The organism is Flavobacterium sp. MMLR14_040, assembly GCF_033657265.1.
In the GTDB taxonomy this organism is placed as follows: Bacteria; Bacteroidota; Bacteroidia; order Flavobacteriales; family Flavobacteriaceae; genus Flavobacterium.
Genome location: NZ_JAWVWO010000018.1, coordinates 1 through 13,117 on the forward strand (window position 1 = coordinate 1; position 13,117 = coordinate 13,117).

At 35.8% G+C, this 13,117-nt stretch carries 7 protein-coding genes; 3 read left to right on the plus strand and 4 right to left on the minus strand.

Annotated features, from left to right (window positions below; translation table 11 throughout):
- Positions 1 to 307 precede the first annotated feature (307 nt).
- On the minus strand, positions 308 to 1,096 hold the full coding sequence (locus SD960_RS18785; protein WP_318805288.1) for a polysaccharide lyase: 789 nt from the start codon (positions 1,094 to 1,096) through the stop codon (positions 308 to 310).
- Between the two features lie 386 nt (positions 1,097 to 1,482).
- On the opposite strand from SD960_RS18785, the gene SD960_RS18790 reads away from it, so the two are divergent.
- The 3 genes from SD960_RS18790 to SD960_RS18800 all read left to right on the plus strand — a co-directional run bounded on the left by SD960_RS18790 (position 1,483) and on the right by SD960_RS18800 (position 5,619).
- Entirely contained in the window at positions 1,483 to 1,671 is a 189-nt protein-coding gene (locus SD960_RS18790) for a hypothetical protein (protein WP_318805289.1), read from the plus strand.
- A gap of 550 nt (positions 1,672 to 2,221) precedes the next feature.
- Complete coding sequence (locus tag SD960_RS18795) at positions 2,222 to 4,021, plus strand: T9SS type A sorting domain-containing protein (protein WP_318805290.1); 1,800 nt, start codon at positions 2,222 to 2,224, stop codon at positions 4,019 to 4,021.
- A gap of 74 nt (positions 4,022 to 4,095) precedes the next feature.
- Positions 4,096 to 5,619: a hypothetical protein gene (locus tag SD960_RS18800; RefSeq protein WP_318805291.1), complete on the plus strand. Its 1,524-nt coding sequence runs from the start codon at positions 4,096 to 4,098 to the stop codon at positions 5,617 to 5,619.
- A gap of 100 nt (positions 5,620 to 5,719) precedes the next feature.
- Here the strand turns inward: SD960_RS18800 and SD960_RS18805 are convergent, their stop codons facing one another.
- The 3 genes from SD960_RS18805 to xyl3A all read right to left on the minus strand — a co-directional run bounded on the left by SD960_RS18805 (position 5,720) and on the right by xyl3A (position 12,857).
- Positions 5,720 to 7,663, minus strand: a complete 1,944-nt coding sequence (locus SD960_RS18805) for a glycoside hydrolase family 97 protein (protein WP_318805292.1) — start codon at positions 7,661 to 7,663, stop codon at positions 5,720 to 5,722.
- 44 nt (positions 7,664 to 7,707) lie between these two features.
- Positions 7,708 to 10,185 carry a TIM-barrel domain-containing protein gene (locus SD960_RS18810; RefSeq protein WP_318805293.1) on the minus strand — a complete coding sequence of 826 codons (2,478 nt, stop codon included), beginning with the start codon at positions 10,183 to 10,185 and terminating at the stop codon, positions 7,708 to 7,710.
- A 77-nt stretch (positions 10,186 to 10,262) separates the two neighbouring features.
- Complete coding sequence (gene xyl3A / locus SD960_RS18815; protein ID WP_318805294.1) at positions 10,263 to 12,857, minus strand: xylan 1,4-beta-xylosidase; 2,595 nt, start codon at positions 12,855 to 12,857, stop codon at positions 10,263 to 10,265.
- Positions 12,858 to 13,117: the final 260 nt, after the last annotated feature.

Genomic DNA, 13,117 nt, shown 5'->3' on the forward strand with positions numbered 1-13,117 from the left:
GTTGTTACGATTGTTTTTAAATTGGTTTTCATTTGTTTTGTGTTTTAATTGTTATTTTAAAGTTTTGATTTTTTATCTCTGTCATTTCTTATTGACAGGACAAAATTGCGGCTTTCTTAATTATAAATCAAATTAATAATTTTTAATACTTATAAATTATATTTATAACAATAAACGCAACCAATAAAAAATGAACGTAAGAAGAGTAAAATAAACTCTAAAGCAATTTGGGGATATCAACATAAATAAAAAAGGACACCTTAAATAAAGTGCCCTTAAATCAAAATAGCTTTAAAGCGAATAAGTATTATTGAGCATCCCAAGACGCACTACCATAATAAATAGAGCTTGTTACCGGAGCTTTCCAATACTCCTGACTACCACCACGGAAGGTATGGAAACTTACTGCATTAACATTTCGCTTAGAATCGTTAGTTACCCAGCGAATTGTCTGGTTCAATATTTCGGTACCATTTACATAATATTTGACATATCCGTTAGTATTTGATCCCGTATTTAACTTAACAGATATCTGACAATTATATGTCACTCCTTCTTGTATGTAGTACTTTTTCCCAAAATCATTACCAAATTGTCCGGGTTGATCTTTATAGTAAACATAAGGCTGAAGATAAGCTCCGCTTCCTTTGGCAGTGTTTGATCCATTCGGGCAATACCACATAAATCTGGCACTACCGCCATTGCCATCCCATCCAGGATCGCCTCCGGTATTCTGGTCACCAATTAGTATCCCGTATCCGCATTTACCTCCTCTGCTCCAATAAAATCCGGAGTTAAATTTCATAGTAAACCAAACGGTGTAAACGCCTTCTGACCACACGCCATACGATGTACACAAACCACCTGGACATGATAATGTATTTGTTTTCAATGTGAGTGTTCTGGCTCCGGCGCTGCCCAGCGCAGCAGCAAGTGAGGCTGCTTTGTTGGTATTTTCCGGCGTGTCATTGTCATTACTTTGTATCACATCTTTGTTAACGCTTTGTGGTAAATCTAAATTTTCTTCCTTTTCACAGGAATTAAATACTAATGCTGTAATAAATAGCATACTTGTCAATTTTAAGATTTTTTTCATTTTTTTAAAGGTTAAAGGGTTAGTAAAATAATTAATAGATAGTAATTATATCGTTCCTGCAATTGTGCTGAATTTGCTATTGCAGTTATATTTTTTCTGAGTATTCTAAATCACATCAGGTTCGTGATGCTATTAGTAATAAACATTACAAAGTTGATAAATAATAATTGTTACAAGGAGTAGTAAAGTACGTTTTTACGTACACAAAAATCCGGCTTAGCATTTCGTGCATTTTTTTTAGATTTAAAAAATACTGCCTAATTTGAATGCTTGTTTTAGACCAGCACTTAAATTTTATAAGATCAACATTAAAAGATATAACTTCAAAAAGCAACTGACTTTTGATCTTTGTAAAGCAAACAAATACAAAATCTAATACAACAATTATGAATACCAAATTTAAAAAGGGACAGGAAGTAAAGCAGGAATTTGGAGGTCCTGTAATGAAGGTAATAGGCTTTGAGCCAGAACTAATTGAAAATATAATTACACAATGGGAAGACGAGGAAGGAACTATTATAACAGCAAAATTTATGGATTCTGTTCTGATACCTGCCGATGAAAATACGAATTGAATTGCTCCTTCTAATTTCAATTTAGAATAAAAATCACAACCAAAAAGCAGTAAAATCCCTGTTTAAATACTAGCGTTTGAATATACAAATGAGCTAGAGAAGACTTATGCATTTTTCGTAAATAGAAATTATGAAACTTTTCATAAAAATTATGTAAGAAAAAAAGCATCCAATATTTTTTTTTTGCAAGTAGTAAAACTTGTACAAAAACACACTACATAATTTACACGTTCTTATCTGATGTTATTGCCTGTATTAATGATCCCAAATAAATTAATCCTTTATCATAATAATTAATCTCTTATGAAAAGATATACGCACTTTATAATGTTAATTTCCTCTATATGCCTTGCTCAGAATACTCCGCCTCCGCCGGGATTGCCAGATCCACCAGCAATTCCCATAGATAGCATAGATATTTTTTTACTTGTTACGGCAACTTATCTTGGCTTCTACTTCATTTTGAGGGACAAAATAAAAAGATGAATTTAAAATAAAATACATCATCCCATGAAAAACACCATTAATTAATCTACAAAAATTGTGGCCAATGAAAAGAAAAATATTCTTACTATCAATTGTGATTTCGGTTCAGAGTTTTGCTCAAATATATGTAGGTGCAAGCACACCTGTTTATGTAAAAAACCAAGTGCTGTATGTTGGCCAAAATATAAATTTGGCAGCTAACTCTAATCTTTATTTGAGAAATAATTCTCAATTCGTACAAGGATCCTCAGGACCTTCTACCAATACCGGAACTGGAATTTTATCTGTTTATCAGGAAGGAACTTCTGATAATTTTGATTACAATTACTGGTGTTCACCTGTCGGAAATAATACAGCTTCTTCTATAAATAATAATTTCGGAATCACGTTATTATATCGACCTTCGACATCGATCGCTTCTACAAATACTGCAATACTGCCTATCGGGAGTTATAACGGGACAGCTAATCCGTTAGCAATAGCCTCACATTGGATATATAAATTAACAAATGCCAACAACTATTCGCAGTGGGTTCAGGTTGGAAGTGCTACAACAATTGCTCCCGGTGAAGGATTTACGATGAAAGGAACCAGCGGTTCAGATAATGCAGATCCTGAAGGAACCGGCATTGTAAACAATCCTACAGGTGCGCAGAGATATGATTTTAGAGGAAAACCTAATGATGGAAATATCGCCGTTACAGTTGGCACCAACAATGCAACCCTGACCGGAAATCCTTATCCATCAGCTTTACACTTAAATGCTTTCCTGTTAGATCCAACAAATAATGCTTCAACTGGTATTGCGTATTTTTGGCAGCAGGACAAAAATGTCAATTCTCATTTTCTCTCTGCATATCGAGGAGGATACTCCGCATATTCACCGGTTAGTTTAGTTTCGAATGGAATCTATACCGCAGCAACATTTAGATCCTATAATAGTGACGGAACATTAAATAATAATCCACCAAGCGGCACAAGTCCTGTTGTGCAAAGAAAATATCTCCCAATTGCCCAGGGTTTTTTAATAAATGGAGCAAGTAACGGAGTTGTCACTTTTAGAAATTCGCATCGTATTTTTTATAAAGAAGGAAGCGGTTTATCACAATTTGAAAAGATTCCCAAAAAAACAACTTCTAAAACAGAAGAGGAACTGGAACAAGAAGAAGCTGTACCGCTTTCCTATTTTAAGATTAACACCATAATAAATAATGAGTTCACCAGACAACTTGCTTTAGCATTTACACCTCAGGCAACAGATGGAATTGACAGAGGAATCGATGCTAAAAATTTAGACGAAAGTCTTCCTAATGATGTTTCTTTTTGGATAGAAAACAGTAATTATGTAATCCAGGGAACTACTTTTGATGCCTCAAAAAAAATTCCGCTCTCTGTAAAAGCAACTACAAAAACAACCTTTAAATTTTACATCCCCGAAATTGTTGATTTTGATAGTTCGCAGCAAATCTATATTTATGACGCACTTGATATGTCTTACCATGATATTAAAAATGGGGCATATGAAGTTACTGTAGATCCGGGAACTTATGCGGAACGTTTTAAAATAAGTTTTACCAACCAGACACTTGGTACAAATGATGAAAATAAAACTAATTTTTATATCACCCAGGACAACAAAAATCAAGTTTTAAAAGCACTCAATCCAAATAATATAGCAATGCAATCATTTGTTTTATATGATGTGCTGGGCAAAGCAGTAATCTCAAAAAACAATATCGGAATTGAGCAGAGCTATACTTTTTCAACTTCCGGGCTTAGTTCCGGTATTTACATTGCAACGTTCCTTACCACTGATAATATAAAAATTGCCCAAAAAGTTATTATCTCCTATTCCGGAAAATAGTAATCATCCATAATTATAATCTAACAGCCTGCTTAAACATTTAAAATCTTTAATTAATTAAATATTAGAAATTTATGGTAACTACACGTACTTCACAAAATACTAAAATTATATTATTGCTATTTTTCTCTTTCTTAACTTTTATTGGGAATGCACAAATAGGTATTGGTACTACTAATCCAAATGCAAGTTCCGTTTTAGATATCACTTCTACTACACATGGTATGCTTGCGCCAAGGATGACCACTGCCCAAAGAAACGCTATTGCAACACCAGCAGATGCATTGCTGGTTTATGATACTGATGTAAAATCGTTTTATTATTATAATTCAACTACGGCTGCGTGGACAATTCTTAGCGGCGGTACACCTTCAAGAGTAAACTTCAAACGTATTAAAGCCGGGGACAATCTGGCTGTTGTTCTTGCGCCTGAACTCGCGGCAGGTGGAGGTGCTAAATATGTTTTAACCGCAAATACTTTGTATGAAATTAATGGTCAGGTCGTATTTAATTTGCCTATAGATTTAAATAACGCTTATCTGGATGGTCTGGATGCAAATGAAGATATAATAGTAAAAACATCGGGTGTTCTTTTTGACGGCACAACAGGAGGAAGTATTAGAAACCTAACCATAACAACGCCAGGCGCTACTGCTTTTAATTTGAATGCGGCAGCAGCAACTTCTACCTTTTTACTTAGGGATACTGTTATTGCTAATTGCAATAATATTGGTAGCATATCTGGTTATGGACTCGTTTTTTTAAGTATTGTTAATTTTTCAGGAAATACAAATGGTATTACTTACAATAATATTGGCCAATTGCTATTGAGTAATCAGGCGTGGTTTAATAATAATGCAGGTACCTATGAAAAATTTACAGGAACATTTACCCTGATAGAAAAACAGGGAGGTTTCTCTAATGTAGCCAGCGGAGCTTACGGCTTAGATGTTTCTACGCCGGGTCTTACCATCACCGGTGATGCTGTTTTAGAGTCTGTTGTTTTCACAGGTCCTACTCCGGCAAATTATGTCAGACCTTATCCAGCATCTTCAACAACATATACAGGCTATAACTTTAATAACAGCTGGACAGTTAGGGCTGCAGGAATTCCCACCGAGGGAGATGCGAATGCAGTAGGCGATTTTGCAATAGATTATGCAGTTAATAATGTGGGCGTAAATGTAACTTTGAATAATCAAACACCTAGTAATATTGTAAAAGTAGGAGCCAGTACGGGTACCGCTCCTAATACAATATATTCAAATTTGTTTAGATTTACGACTGATGCGACTTCTGCCGGTTACAATAGATTAATTTACGCGGGAAAAAAGAAAAGAATTTTTCAAATAACCGGCGCTGTTTCCATCCAGGTACCTGGAGCTGGGATTTTTTTGGCTTACGTTACTAAAAATGGTACTGCTTTAACACAATACAAAAATTATGGAAGAAGTACCGTTAGTGGTGATATTATAAACCTTCCCTTGCAGGCCACGGCAGAATTAAATACTGGTGATTATATAGAAGTGGCTGTACAGCGTAATTCGGGAGCAACGGGTACGGTATCAGTACCAACTTTATCATTAACTATAAAATAAGTAAAATCATCTTACCTATTATAATTTTTTCATTGGGAAGTTCTGGCTATTTTTTGCAGGAACTTCCCAATGAAATTAATCAGACAGCTATATTTTCTAATTAATTCATTAACAATACTCCGCCGTTATTAGGAATTTTTATTTCAACTTCCTGATTATTTTTAAGTTTAATTGTTTCTGCTTTTCCATTTAGATTTTCATCATCAGAATAAACTTTTAATGCAGATCCGGAAGCAATCATTGGCAGTTTTAGTTGAAGCTTTATTGTTTCTTTTTGAGCATTTACGCCTGCTATGTACCATTTGTTTCCTTTTCGGCGTGCAAAAACCACATATTTACCCGGATATCCGTCCAGAAAACGAACTTCATCCCAGGTTGTTGGAACTTCTTTCATAAAATTAATCGCCCAATCCGGAGCATCAGTTAAATTATTGGGTGCCAAGGCAAAATGCTGCACACCACTCTGAAAAAGAACTGCTGTCGCTAAAGCAAACACATCAGAAGTCATTCGTTTTGAACCTTTATTGGGAATATTATCACTATTATAAAATTCATTCAGCGCGCTTCCGCCAAAATCCATACTACCAACTGTATTTCTGATAAAAGTATGTGTTGCTGCGTTTTTCGCTTCATTATCACAGCTTTCTTGTCCAAAATGCAGATTTTCACTCGCCAAAACCGCTTCGCTTGCTGCATAATTAGGATACATGCGCTCCCAGCCTCTTGGTAATGTACAGCCGTGAAAAATAACCATTAATCCAAAATCATTCGCATCTGTCAGGATATCTTCGTATAATTTCATGGTGACTTGTTTATCTCCGCCAAAAAAATCAACTTTAATTCCTTTTACGCCAATACTTTTCATCCACGCCATTTCTGCGCGACGAATTGCTGCATTGTCCATTTTTCCTCTTGGTCCTTGCGGTGCATCATTCCAATAGCCATTGGAGTTGTACCATAAATACAAACCAACATTTTTAGACTTTCCGTATTCTGCAAGTTCAACGATTTTATCTTTACCAATTTGTGTATCCCAAAGCGCATCGACCAAAATGGTTTCATAGCCCAAAGCATTACTAAAATCGATATATTGTTTTTGTACCGGAAAAGTGGTGTTGTTGTCCATTTTAATGATCCAGCTCCAAGTACCTTTTGTATATTGATATTCTTTTGAGGCTTTATATTTTGGCTGTACCAAGTCAAACGGAATCGTAGTTTCTACTATTGGATTCAGCGTTTCGCCTACTGTAATCGTTCGCCATGGTGTTTCGCCCGGAAGCGCAATTCCCGGAGCAGTTGTCCCGTTACCGTTGTTTTCTCCCGCCATTGGAAAACCAATCGTGTACAATCCTTTTTCACGACCAATAAGTCTACTGCCACAATAATTTCCATCCACGCCTGTCTCAGATATTAAAACCCAGCTGTTATTATTTACTTTAAAAAGACACGGAAATGTATAGCCTTCGCCAATGCCATTTTTTCCCATTGCATCATCTAATGCATAAGATGTTTCATAACTCGGCGCACTTCTGGCAAATCCGGTCATAGGTTTGCTTTGCGGACAAAGAAATGTCGTGGTTCCCTGAGGCAGCATAAATCCGGAAGCTTCTTCCTCAACCACACAAGACATAATTTCCTTTTGCGGATGTATTTTGTATTTGAAAGCAACATTATTATTGCTCACTCTGAAAATTACATCAATTGCAGGTTTACTTTCTTTAGTGAAAGAAAATACGGCTTCATTAGCTTCATAATATACTTTACTTTGTTTAATATTAGGCAATTGATACGTTTCATCAATTTTATTTTGATTGGATTCTGATTTTAAACTTAATCCTGTAGTAAAATCACCCGTATTTGTTTTTAAACCAAGTGGCGAATTTTCTAAAAACGTTTTTTCATTATAAGTGATACTATACAAAGGCATTCCGTTTGATACCAACACCGAAACTTTCAGTTTTCCGTCGGGACTTTTCACAACTGACTGCGCATTTAATTGCAAAAAACTAAATAAACAGAAACATATTACAGATTTAAAACTCATAACAGACTTAGATTAATTATTTGATTTGTTTTATTAATTTTTCGTTATAATTTAATTGAAATTTCATTACCGCTATAACTAATAAGCTTGTCAATTTTTTCACTAGCTATATCTGAAATCCCTGTGTTTGAAGAAGCTTTTACAACTTTAAATTGGCGTTCTTTTATTATTCCCGAAAAAGATCCTTTTTGCTCACTAATAGTTAATGTTTTTTTTAAATCATTCCACTTAAATGTAATTGTAGCATATTTACCTTTTTCATAATTATAATTATCCCCTTCATCTTCATAAAGAGTAAATTCGCCATCGGCACCTTCATAAACTCTAATTTCGAGGTTATCCCATTTTTTTTCATCGGCATATTGTACTTTGGGCCCCCAGGGAATAATACTGCCCGCTTTTACAAAAAAAGGAATCTCATTGATGGTCGTTTCATAATTAATTTCCTGCCCTCCTTTGTATTTCTTGTTTGTCCAGAAGTCATACCATTCAATACCAGCTGGCAAATAAACTTTTTTCGATTTTTTCTGACTGAAATCAACTGTAAGTGTTTTAGGCTTATCAGAAGTCTGATTTTTGTTCCATCCTGTATCTTCATTGGTTTTTACAATAATTTCAGGAGTATATTGCGCATGAATAATTGGGGCTACCAATATGGATTGGCCAAATAAATATTCATTATTCATGTCTTTCACTTTATCATCATCAAAATCCATCACCAAAGCACGCATCATACTCGACTGACCGTTTGTAATTTTCCAGGCATTCGAATAAATATAAGGCAGTAAGGCATAGCGTAAATTGATTGTTTTTTCGATAGCATCGTAAATCGGTTCTCCTTTTTTCCCAAATTGATATATCTCTCTTGGAACATCTGTACCGTGCGAACGCATCATTGGCGTAAATGCCCCAAATTGCAGCCAGCGCAGATACAGCTCCTGATAAGCAGGATTTTTGGCGCCAGAACCCCCATTCCAATTTTGGTTATAGGCACCGGCAAAAAAACCTCCAATATCACTATTCCAATATGGAATTCCGCATAGAGAGAAATTTAGTCCCGCAGGAATTTGATTGCGCAACATTTCCCATGTAGAATTTACGTCTCCCGACCAGGTATTCGATCCATAACGCTGTTGACCCGCAAAAGCGGAACGGGTTAAAATAAAAACTCTCTTATCAGATGATACTTCACGCTGATGATCATAAACGCCTCCAACGGTCATTAATGGATACGCATTTCTAACTTTTCTAAATGATCCAAAAAAGGTTTTATTATCAAAATCTTTTGGTTTAATATCTAAATGATCTGGTTCCGTAGAATCCATCCACCAGCCGTCAATACCAAAAAAAAACAATCCTTTATTTAAATATTTCCAATAAATATCTCTGGCTTCAGGATTATAGGCGTCATAGACCTGCACTCCGGAAGGGAAATTCATGTCTGGCGGCCAGACGTCTTTTGCAGATTGTGGCCATGTCTGAAAATCCATCAGCATATTTTTATCTTTCAGCTCCTGAAATTGGTTTGTTTTTGGACCAAAAGAAGACCAGATTGAAATAAGTAAATGTGCATTCAAATTGTGAATATCATCAATCATTTGCTGTGGTTTTGGAAATTCAGGATTTAAAAAATTCATTCCATTCCAATGATAATTATCGCCCCAATATTGCCAATCCTGAATAATACCATCTAATGGAACACCTAAATCGCGGTACTTTTTCACTACTTCAACGGTTTCATTCTGACTTTTATAACGCTCTCTGCTTTGCCAAAAACCAAAAGTCCATTTAGGAAACATAGGCACCTGTCCTGTCAAATCACGCATTTTTGAAATTACGCCATCAGCATTTCCGCCACTCATAAAATAATAATCTATACCATCTCCAACTTCAGATTTAAAAGAAGTTTCTTCAGGATCATCACTAAAATCCGTCGGCGAATAATTATCCCAAAACAATCCGTATCCTTTATCAGATTGGAAAAAAGTGACAAAATCCCAGGTGTTATTCTGCACCATATGAACTTTTTGGTTTCGTTGGGACATTTTTCCGTTTTGAAGAATCCCTAAACCGTAAATTAATTCTTTTTTATCCAATACAAATGATTGGGATATCGAATAGGTTTTAGCACCGGCATCATTAAAATCAGTAAAAACTGCACCGGCTTTTTTTTCATTCAGTAGTGATTTACTATCAAGCGTTTTAAAAGACACATTACCATCTGTTAAATTTAAAACAACTTCGATACTTTTACTTTTTAAAGAAAGATTTTCACCTTGTTTATTGCTGATAAATTTTGTGGCTTCAGCAATTTTTACCACAGACAAACTTTTCTTTTCAAAACTTTTGCCAGCAGGATATTTTATAACCCTGACAATTTCAGGAGTATAAAATTGTATTTCAACTACGTTTGAATTAATAATAGATTTTACCCCTAAATTTGTTTTTTCAAAAGACTGAGCAATGCCATTTAAACTTCCTAAGCAGAACAGCAGGCATACCAAATAAACTTTGTTTTTCATAATTTAGACTTTTTTGGGTATAATTAATTTTTACTTTTTGTATTTTCTTCTTTATTAATAAAACGGCATTGAAATTCTTATTGAATTAAAACGTTAATCATTTTCAAATCTTTAGCATCTGAACTGGTACCGTAAAACACTTCATATTCTCCGGAAGTAACCTTCATTCCAATACTTTTTGCATCATAAAATTCAAATGACGAGGCCGGTAAATCGATCGTTTCATTTTGGCTTTCACCGGCTTTTAATGCAATTCGTTTAAAAGCTTTCAGCGTTTTCAAAGGCCCATCGGTATCGTTTAGTTTTCTAACATAAACCTGAACAATTTCTGTTCCTTCACGTTTGCTGGTATTTTTTATCGAAAAATTTAATTGTGTATTTTCATTTGCTTTTATTTTTGTCTTGCTCAGATTCGCTTTTCCAATTTCGAATTTAGAATAGCTTAAGCCAAAACCAAACGGAAACAAAACATTTGTCGTATATCTGTAAGTACGGCCTTTCATCGAATAATCTTCAAAATCGCCTAAGACTTCTGAGTTTTTATAAAAAGAAACCGGCAGTTTTCCCGCAGGATTATAATCTCCAAAAAGAACATCGGCGACAGCCTGACCACCGGATTCTCCCGGATACCAAGCCTGTAAAATTGCATCACAGCTTGCTGTTTCCGGCGTTAAGGCAATGGCAGAACCGGAACAGTTTACAAAAACTACTTTTTTGCCCGCCGCCTTCAGTTCCTGCAAACATTTTCTCTGAACTGCTGGAAGTTCGATATTGGTTCTGTCACCGCCTTTAAAACCGGGATAAGAAACCGGCATTTCTTCGCCTTCCAGTAAAGTCGAAAGTCCGCCTACAAAAATTACGGTATCGATGCCTTTTAATTTTTGAAGTAAAGCAGCAAAATTAATATCGTGCTCTTTTCCAAAATCAAACTCAAGGTTGGCCTGCCAATTGTTGGATTGTGCATACAGAATTTCGATTTTGTATTTTTTTCCTGCTTCGACTGCAAATTTAATTTTGCCGGGAAGCGTTCTCCAGTTGGTATATTTTGCCAAAGATTTATCATTCACCAATAATTCAAAAGCGCCCGTTGCTCCGGTTTTAAAAACAAGACTATCATTTTCTTTCGCTGTAAATTCGGTTTCGTATTTTGCAGAGAATCCTTCTAATTTAACACCCGAAGCAAATTCATGCTGTCCGGCAGTGGTCATTCTTATTGGATTTACAATTTGCTGTGCTATAACGCTGTTGCCTTCTCTGTTTGGATTGTTCCAATAGGTGGCTTTCATCCCTTTTTTTCCTTCAAAAGAAAGCTGGTCAAAATAACTTTGGTTTACTTTGTCTTCGACTAAATCGCAGGCTTTGTCATAAACCATTTTATTTTGGGGAATTTTTGATTCTATACCGCTTTTGATCGTGATCGTTTTAACGGGAGTTCCGTTGTAATTTCCCCATAACATCGGTTCGTTATCCACATTCGGACCAATAACGGCTACTTTGTTTATCGTTTTATCTAATGGTAAAATATTGTTTTTATTCTGCAAAAGCGTCATTGATTTTTGCGCCATTTCAAGCGCTAATTGCTGGTGTTCTTTGCTATTCAATACAGAAACCGGAATTTGAGCCCAAGGTACGATCGCGTCATCATCCATTTCGCCCAAATCAAAACGACCCGTTAAAACACGAAGCAGACTTTTATCAATATCGGCTTCTTTTATTAAGTCTTTCTCAACGGCTTCGGGTAAATTTTTAAACGGATATTTCTCCCAAACACATTCCACATCAGTTCCTGCCAAAACAGCTTTTGAGGCCGCATGCGTTGCATCTGATGAAACTTTATGTGTGGTGTAAAAATCTGTAACAGCACCGCAATCTGAAACTACCAGGTATTTAAAACCCCATTCATCGCGCAAAATACGCTGCAATAAACGCGTATTACTGCAACACGGTTCATCATCCAGACGCTGATACGCGCACATCACCTGACGCACATCGGCATCTTGCACCAATGCTTTAAAGGCCGGCAAATAGGTTTCGTATAATTCCCTTGGGTTTACATTATTCAAATTCAGTTCGTGTCGGCTCCATTCGGGACCAGAATGCACGGCAAAATGTTTGGCACAGGCCAGAAGTTTGCGGTATTTCGCATCTGCCGGACCTTGTAAACCTTTCACGACCGAAATTCCCATTCTTGAGGTTAAATACGGATCTTCACCATAGGTTTCCTGCCCACGTCCCCAACGCGGATCTCTGAAAATATTGACGTTTGGTGTCCAAACCGATAAACTCAAAAACCGTTTGTTTTCATTGCCGCCCTGAATCCATTGGTTGTATTTGGCACGGGCTTCATCAGAAACTGCATTAAAAACATTGTACACCAACTGATCGTCAAATGAAGCCGCCATACCAATAGGCTCCGGAAAAACGGTAACATTATCGTTATTGGCGTAACCGTGCAATGCCTCGCTCCACCAATTGAATTTTTTAATGCCAAGTCTTGGTATCGGATCACTTTGATCACACATTAATGCCGCTTTTTCTTCCAGAGTTAATTTTGAAATTAAATCTTTTGCACGTTCTGTCGAGCTCAAAGACGCATCCTTAAAGCGATATTGCTGAGCGTTTGCACTAAAAACTAAAACTAAACTTATGATAAACAGATACCTAATTTTCATGATTTTCTGAATTATATAATGAATATTTTATTTTGGTTAAATTGTAAACTAATTAATTCCATTTGATAGTTAAGAAAATGTAGTCCCTACGGGACAAAAATTGACACCAATAAACTGATTCTACAAATATGTAATCTCTCCGGGATATTTTTTTGTTACTCCGTTAGGAGTTAAATATTGGTAGAAGAATAATGAAATCTACCAGAAAAAATATCCCGTAGGGATTAAACCTTTTTTAGAGCTAACTTATTTATTGAATT